18 protein-coding genes are annotated in these 19,054 nt (G+C 35.6%); 6 read left to right on the forward strand and 12 right to left on the reverse strand.

Going from position 1 to position 19,054, the window contains the following annotated elements; all coding sequences use genetic code 11:
- Positions 1–8 precede the first annotated feature (8 nt).
- From JNUCC51_RS07500 to JNUCC51_RS07520, 5 genes are all read right to left on the reverse strand, one after another.
- Complete coding sequence (locus JNUCC51_RS07500; protein WP_337991469.1) at positions 9–2,165, reverse strand: RNA degradosome polyphosphate kinase; 2,157 nt, start codon at positions 2,163–2,165, stop codon at positions 9–11.
- A complete protein-coding gene (locus tag JNUCC51_RS07505) occupies positions 2,155–3,708 on the reverse strand; it encodes a Ppx/GppA family phosphatase (protein WP_337991470.1) in 1,554 nt (517 codons plus the stop codon). The genes JNUCC51_RS07500 and JNUCC51_RS07505 overlap by 11 nt, the downstream gene beginning before the upstream one ends.
- 319 nt (positions 3,709–4,027) lie before the next feature.
- The gene (locus JNUCC51_RS07510) at positions 4,028–4,930 is read right to left on the reverse strand and encodes a chemotaxis protein (RefSeq protein ID WP_049668231.1); all 903 of its coding nucleotides are present in this window, start codon (positions 4,928–4,930) and stop codon (positions 4,028–4,030) included.
- 305 nt (positions 4,931–5,235) lie between these two features.
- A complete protein-coding gene (locus tag JNUCC51_RS07515) occupies positions 5,236–6,561 on the reverse strand; it encodes an MFS transporter (RefSeq protein WP_337991471.1) in 1,326 nt (441 codons plus the stop codon).
- A gap of 135 nt (positions 6,562–6,696) precedes the next feature.
- The gene (locus JNUCC51_RS07520) at positions 6,697–7,014 is read right to left on the reverse strand and encodes a winged helix-turn-helix transcriptional regulator (protein WP_337991472.1); all 318 of its coding nucleotides are present in this window, start codon (positions 7,012–7,014) and stop codon (positions 6,697–6,699) included.
- Between the two features lie 157 nt (positions 7,015–7,171).
- Here JNUCC51_RS07520 and JNUCC51_RS07525 point away from each other — a divergent pair, with 157 nt between their 5' ends.
- A complete protein-coding gene (locus JNUCC51_RS07525) occupies positions 7,172–7,564 on the forward strand; it encodes a DoxX family protein (RefSeq protein WP_337991473.1) in 393 nt (130 codons plus the stop codon).
- A 437-nt stretch (positions 7,565–8,001) separates the two neighbouring features.
- Here JNUCC51_RS07525 and JNUCC51_RS07530 read toward each other — a convergent pair whose 3' ends face one another.
- The 3 genes from JNUCC51_RS07530 to JNUCC51_RS07540 form a co-directional block, all read right to left on the reverse strand.
- Positions 8,002–8,868 (reverse strand): NAD(P)-dependent oxidoreductase, encoded by an 867-nt coding sequence (locus JNUCC51_RS07530; RefSeq protein ID WP_337991474.1) that lies wholly within the window; start codon positions 8,866–8,868, stop codon positions 8,002–8,004.
- Positions 8,869–9,186: 318 nt separating this feature from the next.
- On the reverse strand, positions 9,187–9,363 hold the full coding sequence (locus JNUCC51_RS07535; protein WP_337991475.1) for an aspartyl-phosphate phosphatase Spo0E family protein: 177 nt from the start codon (positions 9,361–9,363) through the stop codon (positions 9,187–9,189).
- A 92-nt stretch (positions 9,364–9,455) separates the two neighbouring features.
- Positions 9,456–9,644, reverse strand: coding sequence for a protein YkzS (locus tag JNUCC51_RS07540; protein ID WP_337991476.1), 189 nt, complete (start codon positions 9,642–9,644; stop codon positions 9,456–9,458).
- Positions 9,645–9,766: 122 nt separating this feature from the next.
- Here JNUCC51_RS07540 and JNUCC51_RS07545 point away from each other — a divergent pair, with 122 nt between their 5' ends.
- The 3 genes from JNUCC51_RS07545 to JNUCC51_RS07555 all read left to right on the forward strand — a co-directional run bounded on the left by JNUCC51_RS07545 (position 9,767) and on the right by JNUCC51_RS07555 (position 11,417).
- Positions 9,767–9,955 carry a YkvS family protein gene (locus JNUCC51_RS07545; RefSeq protein ID WP_053483503.1) on the forward strand — a complete coding sequence of 63 codons (189 nt, stop codon included), beginning with the start codon at positions 9,767–9,769 and terminating at the stop codon, positions 9,953–9,955.
- A gap of 81 nt (positions 9,956–10,036) precedes the next feature.
- The gene (locus JNUCC51_RS07550) at positions 10,037–10,651 is read left to right on the forward strand and encodes a CPBP family intramembrane glutamic endopeptidase (RefSeq protein ID WP_337991477.1); all 615 of its coding nucleotides are present in this window, start codon (positions 10,037–10,039) and stop codon (positions 10,649–10,651) included.
- A gap of 64 nt (positions 10,652–10,715) precedes the next feature.
- Complete coding sequence (locus JNUCC51_RS07555) at positions 10,716–11,417, forward strand: hypothetical protein (protein WP_337991478.1); 702 nt, start codon at positions 10,716–10,718, stop codon at positions 11,415–11,417.
- A gap of 553 nt (positions 11,418–11,970) precedes the next feature.
- Here the strand turns inward: JNUCC51_RS07555 and JNUCC51_RS07560 are convergent.
- A complete protein-coding gene (locus JNUCC51_RS07560) occupies positions 11,971–12,417 on the reverse strand; it encodes a MarR family winged helix-turn-helix transcriptional regulator (RefSeq protein ID WP_100544210.1) in 447 nt (148 codons plus the stop codon).
- 122 nt (positions 12,418–12,539) lie between these two features.
- A complete protein-coding gene (locus JNUCC51_RS07565; RefSeq protein WP_337991479.1) occupies positions 12,540–14,018 on the reverse strand; it encodes a PAS domain-containing sensor histidine kinase in 1,479 nt (492 codons plus the stop codon).
- A gap of 199 nt (positions 14,019–14,217) precedes the next feature.
- On the opposite strand from JNUCC51_RS07565, the gene JNUCC51_RS07570 reads away from it, so the two are divergent.
- Complete coding sequence (locus tag JNUCC51_RS07570) at positions 14,218–15,957, forward strand: B12-binding domain-containing radical SAM protein (RefSeq protein WP_337991480.1); 1,740 nt, start codon at positions 14,218–14,220, stop codon at positions 15,955–15,957.
- A 452-nt stretch (positions 15,958–16,409) separates the two neighbouring features.
- On the opposite strand, the gene JNUCC51_RS07575 is transcribed toward JNUCC51_RS07570, so the two are convergent.
- Together JNUCC51_RS07575 and JNUCC51_RS07580 are read right to left on the reverse strand one after the other, a co-directional pair.
- Positions 16,410–17,765 (reverse strand): TrkH family potassium uptake protein, encoded by a 1,356-nt coding sequence (locus JNUCC51_RS07575; protein ID WP_337991481.1) that lies wholly within the window; start codon positions 17,763–17,765, stop codon positions 16,410–16,412.
- Positions 17,766–17,899: 134 nt separating this feature from the next.
- Positions 17,900–18,664, reverse strand: coding sequence for a TerC family protein (locus JNUCC51_RS07580; protein WP_337991482.1), 765 nt, complete (start codon positions 18,662–18,664; stop codon positions 17,900–17,902).
- Between the two features lie 203 nt (positions 18,665–18,867).
- On the opposite strand from JNUCC51_RS07580, the gene JNUCC51_RS07585 reads away from it, so the two are divergent.
- Positions 18,868–19,014: a hypothetical protein gene (locus JNUCC51_RS07585; protein ID WP_337991483.1), complete on the forward strand. Its 147-nt coding sequence runs from the start codon at positions 18,868–18,870 to the stop codon at positions 19,012–19,014.
- The last annotated feature ends 40 nt before the right edge of the window (positions 19,015–19,054 follow it).

Genomic DNA, 19,054 nt, shown 5'->3' on the forward strand with positions numbered 1-19,054 from the left:
TGTTTGCTTTATTCTTCGTCTAGCGTAGGTTTTAGTGCATCCTTTAGGAAAATTTCCTGACTATTAATCGGATCTTCACCACGATCAAACTCTTTATAATGATATTTTCCATTGGAGTCTTGAATACGAGCTTTTGCCGTATCCTCAAGTTGTGTATTCATTATGTTAATAATACGAGCTTTTGCTTCGCTTGCATATACAGGGAATAAAATTTCTACTCGTTTAATCATATTACGAGTCATCATATCTGCAGAAGATAAGTACACTTTATTTTCACCATTATGATGGAACCAATAAATACGAGAATGCTCAAGGAAACGACCAACAATACTAGTTACTGTTATGTTTTCACTAATTCCAGGGATTCCTGGTCTTAGACAACAAATACCACGAATGATAAGCTCTACTTTCACACCTGCAATGGACGCCTCATACAGCTTCATCATTAAGTCTTTGTCCGTTAGTGAATTCATTTTAGCTCGAATAAAACCATTCCCATGCTCCTTATGACAAGCAATTTCTTCATCCATTAATTGGATAAATTCATCTCGAATATCGAATGGCGCTACGACTAAATGATTAAAAGTTGGCTTTTCTGTATAACCGCTTAAATAGTTAAAGAAGTTAGTAGCATCAATGCCAAACTCCTTGTCTGTCGTTATTATACCCATGTCTGTATAGATCTTTGCAGTTGCATCATTATAATTCCCTGTTCCAAGATGTACAAAACGTTCAATTTTTCCATTGCGACGGCTTACAACAAGCGTTATTTTCGAGTGTGTTTTTAAGTTATTCATACCGTAAATGACTAGGCAGCCAGCTTGCTCAAGTTGCTTTGCCCAATGCACATTATTTTCTTCATCAAAACGTGCCTTCAATTCAACTAACACCGTTACCTGTTTCCCATTTTCCGCCGCGAGCTTTAATGCTTGTATAATGGGTGAATTACCACTAACACGATATAAAGTTTGTTTGATTGCTAAAACGTTCGGATTAACGGCCGCTTCTGAGATAAAATCTACAATCGGCGCAAACGACTCATATGGGTGATGGAAAAAGATATCTTGTTGCAGAGCTTTTTCAAAAATATTTTCATCCGATTGCAAATCTAATGGTGGCTGTGGAATAAAACTTTCATATTCTAAATGTTCTCGACCAACAGATATTCCTTTTACAAATGAGAACATAAATGTTAAATCTAGCGGTCCATCTATATGAAAGACATCTGTTTCTTCAATTTCAAATTCATCAAGTAAGTATGTAAGAACTTCCTCACTCATCTCGCCCTCACGAACTTCTAGACGGCTGCCTACACCCCATTTGCGTTTTTTCAGCTCTTTTTCTATTTCTACAAGTAAATCTCTTGCACCTTCCTCATGAATCGTTAAATCAGCATTACGTGTCAAACGGAAAGCCTGTGCTGATTTGGCACTGTAACCATAAAAGAGCTTTTCGATATGGGCTACAATCACGTCTTCTAATAAGACAATTACTGTCTCTCCGTCAGCTGATGGTACTTTAATATAACGATCTAAAACAGACGGAACTTGTACGATCGCTACCTTTTCACGATTTTCTAAGTCTGCTTCATCTTGCTCTAATAAAACAAGTAAATTTAATGTTTTACCTAACAAAGTTGGAAAAGGACGATACGCATCTACAGCTACAGGTGTTAAAACAGGGAAGATGGTTTCTGCAAACATTTCATTGACGAATGCTTTCTGTGTACTATTTAAGTCTTTCATGTCTGCTATATGTACATTATGTTGTGGTAATAAATCATATATTAAATGTCTATAAACTTCAGTTTGTCGGCGCACTAATGCCTGAGTTCGCTCTGCAATTTTAGCTAATTGTTCTTTTGGTGTTAAGCCTGACTTATTTTCAGGCTTATGGAAACCTGCACGTACCTGATCCTGTAGACCTGCAACACGCACCATAAAAAATTCATCTAGATTCGAGCTAAATATTGCTAAAAACTTCAATCGTTCTAGCAGAGGATTATTGACATCCTCTGCTTCCTCTAAAACTCGTTCATTGAAGGCTAGCCAGCTTAATTCACGATTATTATAGTATTGTGGCTTAGCGATTTCCTCTAGTAAACGACCTTGTATTTCTGTTAAATCCCCTTCACTTAACTGATTCTTCGTAACTTCAGTTGTCATAAGTGTTCAACCCTTCTTCAATAAAGTTTATTTTTATAGGTATTTTTAGTGCGCGTTCTAGATGTTTTTTATGTCGATTTGCCTGATATTTTTCAGCGGCTGCATTGTGTTTCACATAGATGTTAAGTTGAACATAATCCTCTTTTGTTTGCATTTTAATGGTACGTACAATCTTTCTTTTAGATACATTTAACGCATAGACAAATTTTAAAAGTGCGCCAAAGTCTCGTATTTTACGATATTCCTCACGACTCATCCATTCTGTAAAAGGAGCTGCGAATCGCTGATAATAATCTTTATTTTTATACGAGGCTAAGAATGCTAATTTCACACGTTCCATATGATTTAGCCCATCGATAGATTGGTTCGCAATTAAATAAAAGGTATGCTGGCTCGCCGAACTTAACTCAATATACTCCCCTATATTAAAAACCTTTGCTGCTTTCGCCAATAATCCCAAATCTTTTGGATTATGTTGTAAATAACCAAAGTGGCAGCATTCACGGTACAATTGATCCGTTAAACGCGTCAAATAGTCCATTTCTTTTTCAGTTCGACCATACTGCCTAGCCAATCTTTTAGCGTTTCCCTCAAACACATTGTTCTTATCAAACGCACTTTTATCTGTTTGCAAAATACGCTGTATAATGAGTCCTTCTCGCAAACCCTTTTTTGTTATCTGAAACAATTTACTGCCGACAACCTCCATTAACACATTGAAAACATCTAGTGCTGGAGCGATGATATCCGCACGATCTGCCGAAAGCCCATCTAACTGTTTCAATTCATTAAAGCTTAAATTACCTAAAAACAGACTGAGCTCATCTAAATTTTCCTTAGTCATTTCGTAGCCATGTACACTTGCTATTGGATATGCATGTTTTTGCTGATGAATTTGGGCAATATTTCGAGCACTACCACCAATTGCGATAATCGGTAATCCGATATCCTGGATCCACGGAAGTGATTTGAACTGTTCTTTAACGAAAGCAATGAGGTCCTTTTTTTCACTTCCATTCATAATCTCGCCCTTTACAAAACGTTGCTTTAAAGAAACTGTACCAAAAGGAAAACTATAAGACTTCTGTAGTTCTTTATTTTCAAAAAGAGTTATTTCTGTACTACCACCACCAATATCGATAGTTACACCGGACTTCGTGCCTACTGAATGCGCTACAGCAACAAAGCCATAATATGCCTCTTCTTCTTCAGATAAAAGCTCTATATGAATGCCTGTCCGTTTTTTCATTAAAGTAATAATTTCTGCTCTATTTGTTGCCTGACGGATAGCAGCTGTTGCAGCAGCTTTAACATCAGTCACTTCAAAATCATCGAGCATTGCTTTAAAAGTCAATAATGTTTCTGTTAATACTTGTATACCTTCTTCAGACATTTCACCAGAGGGCTGTAAATATGTACGTAAACGTGCAACCGTTTTAATATTTCCAATCTCACGAAGTCCCTCTTCCTTATCGTATTGATACAATACTAATCGAATGGTGTTTGAGCCTATATCGATGATAGCAGTTTTTAATTCATTCAAATTATCACTTCCTTAACGCGTACATTCATAGTATTTATTGATTTTTTTGTCTTACAAACTTGGGGGCTCTTAGCGCTTCCCATTTTTTAGGAAGTTAGTGTTAGAATACTCACTTTCAAGTCAAAGTTGAATACATCCCCCAACAAATTGGCCCTTATTATTTTGTTCCTAGCATCATTTATCTATACAAAAAAGCCGGAGCCTAAAAGAGGCATCCGACTATCTTTAAACTATTAATATTTCAGGATACCCATTATTAATATTGTGAAGTACCTTTTCCAACTATATCTCTATTGTTCAACCCTGATAAAACTAATTTTTATAAGATAAGTTGGTCTATTCGTAAAATAAGCTCCGCAATTTCAGGCTTACTAATTTGATCCTCTGCACCTACTTGGTCACCTTTATGGCGAAGATCATCCGTAATTAAGCTTGAGAAAATAATGACAGGAAGCTTTTGGAGGTCTGGGTGCTCCTTTATTTTACGTGTTAAATGATGCCCATCCATTTGTGGCATTTCAATGTCCGTCACCACTAATTGAATATGCTCGGCTACTTCGCTACCACCTTTGATGATAGTTTCGAGGTATTCATAAGCATCACGGCCGTTTTCAAAGAATTCAACATTCTCATAACCTGCTTCTTTCATAGTATCGAATAAAAGCTTACGTAGTAATGGTGAATCTTCAGCAATTAAAATTCGTTTTTCAGAGCGATCACGTTTACCGAGCTTTTTAACGGATTCTACACTAATACCCGAATCCGGATTTATATCCACCATAATTCTTTCGAAATCGAGCAATAAAATCATCTGTTCATTTTGCTTAATAACACCTATTACTTGTGATGTTCCCCCTTGATACATATCAGAAGGTTTCTCGATTTGATTCCATGAAATACGGTGGATCTGCGTTACATTATCTACATGGAATACTACGCGCTGTTTATTAAACTCAGCTACAATATATTTTTGTTGAGGACTACGCTCTGCATTTTGAATACCTAATACTCGGAGCATATCAACTACTGGTAAAACCTCACCTCGTAATTGAATAATCCCTTCTACATGCGGGTGCGCGTGTGGAATAAATGTTACTGGAATCGGTTGAATAATTTCCTTTACTTTAATAACGTTAATACCAAATTTATTGTTCGCTACTTCAAATTCAACAATTTCTAGCTCATTTGTGCCACTTTCTAATAATATACCTTTATGTTCCATAAGCTACCCCGCTCCTTTCTCTTCAACTTATATTTATAATTCAATTGTATCATAGGCAATACATTTCTCCTACTTGCTTTTTCCAAATTTATCATGAAAATAGCTATATCATAACGTGTTGTTGATTTCCGTTCCGACTAGGCGCTTCCCGGGGGCGTCCGATGAGCAGCTTCGGCCAACAGATGTTTTTTACGCGAAAGCGAAGCGGCAGCGGCAGCGGCAAGAGCACGATGTTGGTCACTAAGGCGTTATCACAGGATGTGATCGTTAGCCTTCATTCCCCTACAAGAGTGGCATACGTTTTTTCAAATGCCATTTCTAACTTTTGAGCTATTAACTTTTAGATGCACTAATAGGCCAATAATCGTCATCACAATTAATGTAGATAAAGCAACACGACTTGCTAGCGTTCCGTAATCTTTCATCCACAATGTGACCGTTCCGTAGACTGCTGGCCCAATAATTGAGGACACTTTACCCGAAAATGCAAATAGGCCAAAAAATTGACCCCGTTTTTCTTCTGGAGACAATTCAATAATATATGTTCTCGATGTTACCCACATGGATCCTAGTGATACGCCAAACATACTACCTGCAATCCAGAACATCCATTGCTCTGTCGCAAAGACGGCAAATGTTAAAGCAACAATCATTAATAGCGCCACCATGGTAATCGCACGTTTAGCTCCAATTGCTTTTGTAATATAACCAAATGCAAAAGAGCCAATAATCGTTGAAACGGTAGACACTAAATAAAGCAGGATAAATTGCCCCGATGTAAAGCCGACAATCGTTGTTGCATATACGGCCATCATTGCAATGGTTGTTGCAATGGCATCATTTAAAAAGAAATAAGCAATCATAAAGGTGAAAATAGTTTTATATTGCTTCATGTCTTTAAAGGTTTGAACAATTTCCTTATAGCCATCTAGAAATTTAACAGGCTTGCGCCGAGACCTTGGAATTGGTGTATCTTTATTAATAAAAAATAAGGGCAAAGAAAATAACAAATATAAAATTGCAGTTGGAATAAATGCTCGATGGAATCCACTGTTTCCTACATACAAATAAACAAGTAGTCCAAGAATTGTACCAAGATAACCAATCGCTACCCCAAAGCCAGAAATAAGGGGCATTTCTTCTTTTGTCCCTAAATCACTCATCATTGAATCATAGAACACTAGACTTGAATTAAAGAAAAATTTTGCGACGATAAAACTAACAACAACTAAAAATAAACTAAGTGGCACACCTGAATAATTTGTTGACGTTTGTAAATTCGCAAAAACCCCCATCATAAAGGTGAAGAAGATGGAGATAGATGCAAACCACACTATAAATCTCTTTTTATAGCCTGTATTATCAATCCATACACCAAAGAGTGGCGAAAAAACGACAAGGAAGAAGCTAGCAATGGCATTCGCATAGGAAATAAACGTGCTTGCAACCTGCTGCATTACCTCATTCGTCCCTAAAACTTCGTCCATATAAAACGGGAAAAATATAGTATTAATATTTGAAGAAAATATTGTATTCGCAAAATCATAAAATGCCCATGATAAAATTGGCAGTGATAAATAAAGAGCTAGTTGACTTCGATGCTGTCCGTCTATTACTGAATTCCTCTTCATAAAACCCTCCTTCCCATTCTCTATAATATTAAATAAATTCCCTCATGTAATAAAAAATACCTTTTATTTAAAGAAAATTAACACTATTTACAATAAAAAAGATATCCAAGCCCCCTCGCTTGGATATCTTTTTTATTATTCTTCTATATTCACCCACATAGAAGACCATTGTTCAATGGCTTTTAGGATTGGCGCAAGTGCTTGTCCTTTTTCTGTTAGCTCATATTCAATCACTACTGGTGTCGATGGAATAACAGTGCGTTTCACAATGTTCTCAATCTCTAATTCTTTTAATCTCTCCGTTAATACGCGACTGCTAATACCCACCTGATTTTTAATTGTTGAGTATCGTTGAGGACCTTCTAATAACTGATATATAAGCAGGGTGTTCCAACTATGATTTAATATTTTTAGCGCCTTTTCAAATCGTGGACAAATTTTTTTTGGATCCAATTTACCTGCCTCCTAAGTACTTCGTTCTTATATAACAGTATATCATTTTTTCAAGAATTAGTTCCAAAAATAAAATTTAGTTACTTGACAAAAGTTGTTTTTAAAAATAAACTAAGTTACGAAATGTAAGTAAAAAACAAAAGGAGTTTATTAAACTATGCAAAATATTGGTTCAACTATTTTACGTGTAGTGCTTGGCTTTATCTTTGCAGCTCACGGATATCAAAAATTCCAAGGTGGTATTGGCTTTACAGCTGATTATTTTGATGCCATTGGTATTCCAGGCTTTATGGCTTATATTGTTGCCATTATAGAACTAGTCGGTGGAATTGCAATTATTCTAGGCTTAGGCACAAGACTTATTGGCGCATTATTGACAGTGACAATGATTGTTGCCATTTTTACGGCGAAGCTTAGTGTTGGTTTTATCGGCGAAAACGGCTTAGCTGGATATGAATTAGATTTAGCTTTAGCTGCAAACGCTTTATACTTTGCACTTGCAGGGGCATCTAGTTTTTCTTTAGACGCAAAACTTTTCAATAAAGAGTAATGCTTCCGTAGTTTTTCTCAAGTGTTTTGATTAAATATTTCATCCACTTGAATTAATTAGAAAAGACTGATTTCCGCTACACACTTTCCTGTGGGCGAGCGTCGACCCGCTTCGTATTGGGTCTCGTATGTCTCGCTTTTCCCGGGGGAAGCTTTTCTCTGCGACAAAAGCGAAGCGACAGGAGCACTCGAGTAACCTTCCGCTACAATCAGTTAGGGTTTACGCTAGCAAATATCAACATATCAGCTAATAATGAGCCTTTATTTTTCTAATCAACAAGCATGCTATTTTCTGTGTGTTAGTGAGCTGCTATATATATGAAAACCCGAAGTATCATCCTTCGAAAAGATGATGCTTCGGGTTGTCTAAAATTAAAATTCTTTGGTTTTCTTAGTCAGAGTTTTTCTATTATGAAATCTCACAATTAAATAGAAATTTTATTGATAAGCCTTTAAAAGTGCTTGTGTACCGTTTTCACCGTAGCCCTCTTCTATTAGCTTATCATACATATCATAAGCAAGTGCTAGACCTGGTAATGTAATCCCCATTTTTTTAGATTCGTCTAATGCAATTTTCATATCTTTTACAAAATGCTTTATATAAAAACCTGGTGCGAAATCTTCTTTGATCATACGGGGCGCTAAGTTACTTAACGACCAAGAGCCTGCTGCACCAGACGAAATGGATTGTAATACTGTTGGTAAATCAAGTCCAGCCTTTAATCCGTATGCAAGTGACTCACACACCCCAATCATTCCTGAAGCAATAACTATCTGATTACACATTTTAGCATGCTGTCCTGCACCAGCTTCACCTTGATAAACAATATTTTCACCAAAATGTTCCATGACTGATAAAACTTTATTAAATGTAGCTTGGCTACCTCCAACCATAATTGATAATGTCCCATTTTGGGCACCGATATCTCCCCCAGAAACAGGTGCATCTAGCGCTTCTACTCCAAGCTTTTGGGCATGCTCAAAAATTTTCTTTGCCAATGTTGGCTCGGAAGTAGTCATATCAATGACAATATTGCCGGATTCAGCTGTTTGAAATAAACCGTTATCTCCAAAATAAACTTCCTCTACATCTGCAGGGTATCCAACCATTGTAAATGCAATTCCCTTATTTTTAAATGCTTCTGCTGGCGTACTTGCCCAAGTTGCACCTAACGCCAAAAGTTGCTCCGCTTTCTCCTGTGTGCGTGTATAAACTGTTACCTCATGGCCATTTTTTAATAAATGCTTTATAATGCTTGCACCCATAACGCCAGTGCCGATAAATGCAATACTCTCTTTTCCCATATGTACATACTCCTTTGTATCAAGGCTATCGATTCATTAATATTAACCAATAGCACCTATTTTATCTTTCAGTGTAGTTGAGTAAGTGCGATAATTCAAACTCTTCTTATTAACTTGTACTAAAAGCCTTATGTGCTGCATATATACGAGTAAATCAATTTAAACTTAATAAAGATAAAAAAAGAGAGCAGGTGATGGGGTATCACTGCTCTAAAGGGGGAAATGAGAATGTTGCTGTGTTCATAATAAGTATTCCCCAACAAATGCTTTTTAAACATTTTATTTAAAAAGTTTTACATTGAATACTGGAACATTCTTTCAATCTTCTTGATCTTCATCTTCTTCAAATGCTGTCTGTCTATAATAAGTATTCATTAACTGATCTAATCTGCGACTCAGTTGAATGGTTTTTGCATTTTGTAATCCGTTCTCTACACCAGAGCGAATCATCATCTCACGAGTTTGCTCCATTTGTTTCAAGAGTAGATTGACCATTCATACAACCCTCCACACACAAATAATCATACCATTATTATACATTTATATTTCATTTCTTACAGCATTAACTTACGACAATGTTCGACAAATCAGCTTCTTGCAACTTCTTGATAAGTATAGATTACGCGTCCATTTTGTTTGGCCTCACCTCTAAAATGTTTAAATAAAGGATGTTTTACAAGCACTTCTCGAAACTCATAAAATTGTTCCTTCTCTATCTCTATACTTTTTACTTCCCCATTTTGTAATTGTTTAAGCATATTTTCGTATTTTTCCATTTTTTATTCCTCACTTCTTAGTATTTTGTGTAATAAATTATGAATTATTCAAAAAGGGCTTTACGTTTTCCATTTTTTCATGCAAACTGTATATTATTAGTCGATGAAGGAGCTGACTGTCTGTGAAAATAGCTGAAGTTGGAAATATTATCGAGTTTAAAGATGGCTTACAAGGTATAGTAGAAAAAGTAAATGAAAATTCGGTGATCGTTGATTTAACATATATGGAGAATTTTGATTCCCTAGAAATTGAAGAAAAAACGGTCGTCAACCATAAACGTTACAAAATTTTATATACAAACGAGGCTTAATAGTCTGAATAGTCCCTATTTGTCTTTATAGATGATAAGGGACTTTTTTTTTGATAAAATTAAAAGCATGGAGGTCGAATAATGCTAACAAATTCGAAACAAACAATAATATTGCTCCTTTCTTTATTATTCGTTTATGGCATGCTTGCTTTTACCTTTGCTAACCAAGCTGTATTTTGGTACCTATATGCATTTACTTTACTTGTATGTATTGCCATTTCAATTTTGGCTGGTAAAATTGAAGATCAGTTACCTACCTGGAAATTTTTACTTTTCGGTATTGGATACGGTACAATAACATACGGTATTGTACGCTTTGGCTATTGGCTTGCACCATACATTAATGATTCATTAGTACAATCAGTACACAAATTTTTAGCGAATTATGGACCACAAAATATTTGGCACTATATTTTACTCGTATTCATTGTTGCAATTGGCGAAGAGATCTTTTGGCGTGGCTATGTTCAACAACAGCTGAAGCGCTTTATGCGTCCTACTTTTGCAGTTATTGTAACTGCGATTTTATGCGCAATCTCCATAGCACTAAGCGGCTTTATGCTTGGTATGATCGCTGCACTTTTAACCGGCATTATTTGGGGCTTGTTATATGAATGGCGTAAAAGTATGCCACTTGTTATTGTAACCCATGTAGTTTTTGTACTACTATTATTTTTAGTGTTACCTTTAAAATGATAGCATTAAAAATTGGAAACATTTTATCTTTTCCAACGTTTTATTAAGAAAGGGAGGGCTTTTCATGCAAAAAAAATTATTTTCTGTACCCGCATTATTACTAACAGCAGTTTTAGTCGTAGGATGTAATACTTCTGATAAAACAGAGGATTCTGATGCTCAAAAAAATGAGCCATCAAATACATCGACTGAACAGCAGCAGCAACCATCATCTAAGGATAATAAAGTAGATGATGCGCAAGAAACGCCTACATCAAATGAAACAAATAAAGACAATACAGACACTGAAACTAAAAAAGAACAAGAAGTTAAATATGTACAAAAAGGTGTAGACAAAACTGAAAAAGCAACAGAATCTAAAAGTGCTGATCAAGACTATAAAGTGCAACAACTTCCTGGATTTACACTTTCTCAAGAAGAACCAGGTAAAGACATGCTAGTTTCTAATGACAACGCTGAAGTATTTATGCGTATCGAAACTATTGATGCATCACAATCAAGCTATGATAAAGTAAAAACATCTATGCAAGATTATATGAATGCTGTTGGTGACACTTCATCTCTATCTTCTGAAGAACTAGCTGTATTCAAAGATGTTAAAAACATTGAAGGTTATGTTGTACATTTTGTTGAAGATAAAGAAAAAGTAATCGGCGTTGTTTTTGAAAAAGACGGTTTAATTACAAAACTAACAATTCACGATAACGACGAATTAGATTTAACAGATGCAATGCTTAAAATGGCAGCAACTATTTCAAAAAAATAATTATTCATAAAAGACTGTAGACAAACTTGTTTGCTCTATAGTCTTTTTTTATTACCAATTATGTCTCGGTATTATTGTAGCTGTCGCACAGTTATACAAGACGTAAGTAGTCGAGCTTTTTACTTAGGCCTTCGTGATGACTGACACAATATCAGTCATCTTAGTAATGCCACAAGATGTGGCGTTTTCAGACTGTGTTCATCTATTATTTGCGGCTGTTTTTTGCGCGAAAGCGTAGCGTCAGCAGCAGATGTTTGGAGACCCGCTGAAAGAAGTTAAATAGGGTTTATATCATTATGTGAGGTTGATTTCCTTTATGGCTGGGAAATTGTCCGATGAGCGTCTAGGAGCGGTCACAAGGCCGTTAACACAGGACAGGATACTTAGTCCTTCGACTTTGCTCTCTCCTGCCCTATCTATGACGATAATGATTTAAGGGGGCGTTCTAGAATTAGGAGTACAATTGATGAAAAAGATGGTTCTTACAATAAGAATCACCTTGTCCTTGCATCCCATAAAAAAAGTTGCCTCAAACTCATTGAGACAACTCTTTTTAATAAGACAAATCTTTTATAGACAAGCCTAATTTTTTTAATAAAGTGATTGCTTGGTCTTTTTCTTCAACAGATAACACACTCATCAGTTCATGTAAATGCTGTTCATGTTTTGGAAATAGTTCTCCCATAAATGCTTCACCTTTGTCCGTAATTTCTGCATAGGTAACACGGCGATCTGATGGGCAAGAGACACGCAATAAATACCCTCTTTTTTCAAGTTTGTCAATGACATACGTAATAGACCCACTAGCTAGCAAAATTTTATTGCCAATTTGCTGTAATGGCTGTCTTCCTTTATGATAAAGAAGTTCTAATACAGCAAATTCAGTAGGGTTTAATCCATTCTCTTGAAAAAATTGATGGGTCGTCTCATTAATCGCTTTATGTGCACGTGATAATACAATATATAATTTTAAAGATTGCTTTATATCTTCTGACGTCATATCCTTTTCCTCTCAATTCGCTTTTTATACATGCAATTATAGCGATATTAGAAAAGCATTGTCAAAAGCAAGATGTTATTTAAAGCCTTTCATGGTGGTTTAAGTTACCATTTCGACTCTTTTTATGTTACTAAATAAGCAGAATCTTTCGTGGAAACCTCCATTGTATCCATCTGATTAAATGTGTATACCGGGAATTGTAAGTGGAAGCATGTCCCCTTCTGTAATTCACTATTCACACCTATTACACCTTCATGTTCTTCAATCACCTTTTTCACGAAAGCAAGGCCTAGTCCTGTCCCTGTTGATTTCGTCGTGTAAAAAGGTTGGAATAAGTTTTGAAGAGTAGCGCTGTCCATACCGACACCTTCGTCTTTAATCAGTAATTCTACAATCGCACAGTCAATAACATTCATTTCTACTGTAATCGTTCCACCATTATTCATGGATTCCATCGCATTTTTAATAAGATTCATGAATACTTGCTTTAAACGATTCTCATTGCCACCAATGTAGACTTGTGTAGGAGGAGAAATGTATTGAATCATTATATTTTTCATAAGTGCATCCGGAAGCATAAACTCAATCACTTGCTTCACAATGTGATCTAGTTCTAATAATTCCACTTTCATACTTGTTGGCTTGGACAATACTAAAAGCTCGGATAAAATTTGTTCCATCCGTTGGAGTTCACTATCAATGACAGATAAATACATGCGTGACTCTTCATCAGCGTTTAGCTTTAACAATTCAGTAAAGCCCTTTAAAGAAGTTAATGGATTACGAATTTCATGGGCAATACTTGCGGCCATTTGCCCGACAACATTTAAAGCTTGCTGATGTTCAACTTTATGTTGAAGTTGTTTCTTTTCTGTTTCATCATTAATAACTGTGACAATAATATTGTTATATTCATCAAAGATACTCGAAATCTCATAATAGCATGGGCTAGTAACTATAGTTTCATCAACTACATGAATACTTGCATGCTTTTCACCCATCAGTTTAGAAAGGTATGTTGTAATCTGACCTTTCTTCAATGTAAATGCATCGAATATGTGCTGATGTGCCTTATGAAGAAGCAGCGATTTTTCAATTCTTAAAAACATTTCAGCATACTTATTTAGCCCAAGAATTATCCCGCTAGCGTCACTTACAATAACAGCGTACGGTAAGTGATCATAAGCATTGAAAGATTGTGATCTCTCCTGCTCTTGACTAACATATAATTCATGAGCTATGTCATTATTTAATGTTGAAATTTGCGCAACAATTTCTTCTGTGCTCGGATCATAAAAACATTTGAAGGACATCATTTCATATTCATTACCAGCTGTTTGAATATTGAAGATTTCTTCTGATCTTAAATCACATTCTAATTGTTTAACGAATTTCGCCCAATTTAAATTAGATGGCTCGTCCATAGTTAAATAGCCAATATACGTTGTATTGAGGTTAAAAAGTTTAATAGCAGCCTCATTCACGTTCAAAATTTTTCCTGCTTTATTAAGAATAAGTGTTGGTGACGAAGTACTTGTCATAAGATTTCCAAAACATTGATTAATATCATTTTGCTTCAACTTTCTCACCGAACCTTTCAAAAGAGTAAATAACCCCTTATTCGAATTTTGAGCCTTTACTATAATCTATGATTGCACGATTCTATTATTACAAAATTTAGTAAATTTAAGTATTTAAAATTATTTCACGAACTGTTCACAAAATAAATAGGTAAAAAGGATTATATTGTATGACAGCTACTTGACTGTTACAATTAGAAATTGAAAGGAAGATTATTGCATGAATACTATTTTAACTACTTTAAACGCAAAGTATATTCACACAAATTTAGCACTACGTTATTTAAAAGGTGCTGCTTTACCAGAATTTAATCCCATCATTGCAGAATATACAATTAAAGATCCTGCTTTTAATATTGTATCAGATTTGTTTCAAAAAAAACCTGATATTGTAGGATTTAGTTGCTATATTTGGAATATTGAAGAAACCATCCACGTCATCAAGATGTTAAAAACTGTCTGTCCAAATGTTAAAATTTTGCTCGGAGGACCTGAAGTTTCTTACGATGCCCACCATTGGTTACGTAGAATCGAAGAGGTTGATTTCATTGTTATGGGTGAAGGAGAAACTTCCTTTAAACAGTTATTACGCTATTTACATGGTGAAATTGCATTGGAGGATGTTCCAGGGATTTGCTACTTAGAGGATGGTAAAGTACGGATTCACGCACAAGCACCAAAAATAGATTTACGTGAATTGCCAAGCCCATTTCGTTTTGAGGAGGACCTCCCTCATCTAAGCAAACGAATTCAATATATTGAAACAAGTCGAGGCTGTCCATTTAGCTGTCAATTTTGTTTATCTTCTATTGAAGTAGGAGTTCGATATTTTAACCGAGAAAAAATAAAAGAAGATATTCGATTTTTAATGGACAATGGTGCACGTACTATTAAATTTGTTGACCGTACATTTAATATAAGTCGTAGCTACGCCATGGAAATGTTCCAGTTTTTAATCGATGAACATAAGCCAGGTGTCGTATTCCAATTTGAAATTACCGCAGATATTATGCGCCCTGAGGTTATCCAGTTTTTAAACGATAACGCTCCAAAAGGTCTTTTCCGTTTTGAAATTGGTGTTCAGTCAACAAATGATTTAACAAATACTCTTGTGCAGCGCCGTCAAAACTTTGAAAAGCTAACGCGTACAGTGACGATGGTCAAAGAAGGTGGAAAGATTGATCAGCATTTAGATTTAATCGCTGGTTTACCAGAAGAAGATTACGCTAGCTTCCGTCAAACCTTTAATGATGTTTTCGCGATGCGACCAGAAGAATTACAGCTTGGATTCTTAAAACTTCTGCGTGGTACAGGCCTTCGTCTAGAGGCTGAAAAATTCGGCTATACGTATGTAGACCTATCTCCTTACGAGATTTTCTCAAACAATGTCTTAACGTTTGATGATATAGTACGCATTAAACATGCAGAGGATGTACTTGAGAAATATTGGAACGATCACCGTATGGACAATACGATTGAATACTTAGTAACTGAAGTGTTTGAAACACCATTTGATTTCTTCCAAAATTTCGGTACTTATTGGGAAACAAAAGGTTGGTCTCGTATTGGTCATCAGCTTGAGGATTTATTCCGCCGTTTATTAATGTTTTTAGAAACTGTAGAGGGTGCTAATTTAACTATCATTAAAAGCCTAATGCAACTAGATTATTTAATGGCACAGCAGTTCCAGCCACGTAAATTATGGTGGAAAGAGCGCCCTACAGAGGAGCAACAAAAAGCACTTTACAATGCTTTACGTGAAAACCCTGCTATTGCAGGTGAGGAATTTGCCGGCTTCAATCTATCTGAAAAAGAGTTGTTTAAACATACGCTCATTATTCCACATCATATAGATTACCTAAATTTCTCAAAAGGCAAAATTGTACCAAAAAACGGCTATCTATTAACTTACTTCCGTCATGGTCAAACACCATACTTTGCAACAATCAACTCTATATAATAAGAAACGCTAGTCCTTTAATAAAATTTAGGACTAGCGTTTTTTTCATCCACCAAAACCTAAAATTGTTAATGTTACCCAAAACAAAACCAAATAATTACATTTTTAATTTAGCACATTGTCAGTAAAAACCATATCTTTATTACGATCAACCGATGTTCTATAAGGCATTACAATTATCCTAAAAAAGTTTAGTACGATATTCTCAACCGACCAACACCCTAATATTGTAAATATTACCTACCAATAGACCGCAATAACCAGGATAAACAATTTAAAATTTTTCGACAATTCTGTGGCAAAACCAATTTTTTAGACAAATAAACAGTCTAGACACTTTTTTATGAATAGATTTTCTACTAAGGTAATCTCTAAATTCCTCATTTTTTACCGGAAAATATTAAGGAGATTAAAAAAGAGCTCATTTAGCTCTTTTTTAATCTCCTAGTAATTTACCCTATAATTACTCGTTCTTTAGGATAGTGATAACTAGATTTTTTGCCTCTACCTCCACCACCTAAAGTGTAAAGGAAGGAAATTAAACCGACACGGCCAACAAACATTAAAATCATAATGATAATTTTGCCAACTGCCGATAGGTCGGAGGTGATTCCTAAAGACATCCCACACGTTCCGAACGCTGATGTAATTTCAAAAATTATTTGAATCAGTGAAGCGTTTGGCTCAGTAATGAGTAAAATAATTGTCGCAACTAACACCATAAAGAATGCCAATAAAATAACAACAAATGAGCGGAATACATCAATTAAATGTATTTCACGTCCGAATACTTGAATATCCTCTCTTCCTCGTGCAAAGGTAATTAGGAATAGAATTGCCATGGCGAATGTTGTTGTACGTATCCCGCCACCAACTGAACTCGGTGAAGAACCAATAAACATTAAAAAGCTCATAAAAATATCTGTTGCTTCACTAAAGGTTGTTACATCATACGTCGTAAGTCCAGCTGATCGTGTTGAAACAGAATGGAACATTGCAGAAAACAAAGCCTCATGCCAAGACATTCCCTTAAAGGAATGGAATGATTCAAGCAATAAAATAACAATTGCCCCTACCACAAATAAAATTGCATATGTGGAGGTTGTTATTTTTGTAAATAAACTAAAGCGGAAATTTGCATGGCGATTTAATAAAAAGGTTTTCACTTCAATTAATACCGGGAATCCTATCGCACCCAGCACAATTAATACCATCGTTATCAATTGAACAAAGTAATCTTTATGAAACGGAAGTAAACTCATGCCTGTTATATCAAAGCCACCATTTGTAGTAGCTGAAACGGAGGCAAAAACACCATGAATCAAGGCTTCTTGGAAAGTATCGAAATAGTTAGTGAAATGCAAAGTTAAAATAAACGCACCAATCACTTCAATACCGATTAAGATTTTCAATATTTCTCGAATTAATTGAACAACCCCTGACAAATTGTATTGATTATGATCGATCATAATTAATTGACGCTCACGCATACCGATTTTTTTCCCAACAAGTAACCACACAAAGGTACCAAGTGACATAATGCCAATTGCGCCAAGCTGTAAAATAACAAGAACCATCACGAGCCCGAATGTTGTATAGCTTTCAGATATATTGAATGTTGTTAAACCTGTTACACTAACTGCACTTACTGCAGTAAACAAGCTATCTAATAATGAAACTTTAACACCTTCTTGATGAACGCCTGGTAGCCGTAGTAACAGGAAGGAAATCGCTATAGCTATAAAATAATAAGAGACAAGTACCTGAAAAGGTGTTACTAGTCTATTTTTTGATCTTTTCCAGAGCACTTTGACAACCCCTTCCTTATATGATGCCAAACTTGATAGATATTAGTATAGAAAAAATACATAAAAAAAGAAAGAGGAATAGATACGACTATTCCTCTTATTCAGCGGATATTGCTTGCTAAAGAAGTTAAAGATTATTGATCTTTATGTTTATGACGAACTCCTACTAAATAACCTACTAGTGCGATGGCTACTAATACAATCCAGAAAGTTAACTCCCACACAGTAGAATGAGGAAATTCCGCAGGTAATATACCCACCTTCTCATGTGACAAAGTCAACACAACAAGCTTCACGCCTACCCAACCTACAATTAAAAACGCAGCGGTCTCAAGTGAAGGATAGTCATTTAATATTTTCACAAACCATTGTGCCGCAAATCGCATCATTATAACTCCGATAAATCCTCCAAGTAACATGACAATAAATTGTCCACCATTGATGCCACCTACATCAAAGTTCCCTAAATGCGGTAAAGTTACTGCAATAGCAACTGCAGCAAGCATAGAATCAATAGCAAATGCAATATCCGCTGCCTCTACCTTAAGCACTGTCATCCAAAAACCAGAGCCTTTTTTCTTCGCTTTATCATTAGATTCTTCGTTTGAATCCTTTTTATAACGCAAATCATATATATTTTTGGCAGACATGAATAATAAATAAGCTGCTCCCAACGCTTGAATTTGCCAATAATTCACTAATACTGTAATGACAAAGAGTGCTGAGAATCGGAAAATTAATGCACCGAATAACCCATAAAACAATGCCTTTTTTTGTTGTTCTCGTGGTAAGTGCTTCACCATCACAGCCATCACAACTGCATTATCTGCTGCTAATAATCCTTCTAATACTATAAGTACAATAAGTACCCAACCGTATTGTAATATAATTGATTCCATTCATGTGCCTCCTCTAAAACTCTGTATACCCAAAACAGTCATTACTATCCGAGTACAAAAGAAAAGACCTCTGCCCCTATAAAAAGGCAAAGGTCTCGCTAAGCAAATAAGTACCTGACATTTTTTAGTCAGTACCTCTCTATTACTAGTAGACCAATTATACCTCGGCATAATTGCGTCCTGAGGATAACTTCTTTCAGCAAATGTTTTTTGTAGCGAAAGCGAAGCGTCAGCTACAGATGTTTTTCGTAGCGAAAGCGAAGCGTCAGCTACAAATGTTTTTTGTAGCGCAAGCGAAGCGTCAGCTACAGATGTTTGGACATTTGCTAAAAGAAGTTGAATACCGCTAGCATAGAGTTATTCGCCTATCACACCCGATGGTAAAAACCA

Origin of the sequence: Lysinibacillus sp. JNUCC 51, from assembly GCF_015999525.1 — a bacterium.
In the GTDB taxonomy this organism is placed as follows: domain Bacteria; phylum Bacillota; class Bacilli; order Bacillales_A; family Planococcaceae; genus Lysinibacillus; species Lysinibacillus xylanilyticus.

Excerpts from the sequence above, each read along its gene's own strand:
- JNUCC51_RS07550 (WP_337991477.1), top strand. The coding sequence starts at position 10,037 with ATGCTAACAAATTCGAAACAAACAATAATATTGCTCCTTTCTTTATTA.
- JNUCC51_RS07525 (WP_337991473.1), top strand. The coding sequence starts at position 7,172 with ATGCAAAATATTGGTTCAACTATTTTACGTGTAGTGCTTGGCTTTATC.
- JNUCC51_RS07580 (WP_337991482.1), bottom strand. The coding sequence starts at position 18,664 with ATGGAATCAATTATATTACAATACGGTTGGGTACTTATTGTACTTATA.
- JNUCC51_RS07585 (WP_337991483.1), top strand. The coding sequence starts at position 18,868 with ATGTTTTTTGTAGCGAAAGCGAAGCGTCAGCTACAGATGTTTTTCGTA.
- JNUCC51_RS07515 (WP_337991471.1), bottom strand. The coding sequence starts at position 6,561 with ATGAAGAGGAATTCAGTAATAGACGGACAGCATCGAAGTCAACTAGCT.
- JNUCC51_RS07530 (WP_337991474.1), bottom strand. The coding sequence starts at position 8,868 with ATGGGAAAAGAGAGTATTGCATTTATCGGCACTGGCGTTATGGGTGCA.
- JNUCC51_RS07540 (WP_337991476.1), bottom strand. The coding sequence starts at position 9,644 with ATGGAAAAATACGAAAATATGCTTAAACAATTACAAAATGGGGAAGTA.
- JNUCC51_RS07570 (WP_337991480.1), top strand. The coding sequence starts at position 14,218 with ATGAATACTATTTTAACTACTTTAAACGCAAAGTATATTCACACAAAT.
- JNUCC51_RS07555 (WP_337991478.1), top strand. The coding sequence starts at position 10,716 with ATGCAAAAAAAATTATTTTCTGTACCCGCATTATTACTAACAGCAGTT.
- JNUCC51_RS07535 (WP_337991475.1), bottom strand. The coding sequence starts at position 9,363 with ATGGTCAATCTACTCTTGAAACAAATGGAGCAAACTCGTGAGATGATG.
- JNUCC51_RS07510 (WP_049668231.1), bottom strand. The coding sequence starts at position 4,930 with ATGGAACATAAAGGTATATTATTAGAAAGTGGCACAAATGAGCTAGAA.
- JNUCC51_RS07500 (WP_337991469.1), bottom strand. The coding sequence starts at position 2,165 with ATGACAACTGAAGTTACGAAGAATCAGTTAAGTGAAGGGGATTTAACA.
- JNUCC51_RS07560 (WP_100544210.1), bottom strand. The coding sequence starts at position 12,417 with ATGACGTCAGAAGATATAAAGCAATCTTTAAAATTATATATTGTATTA.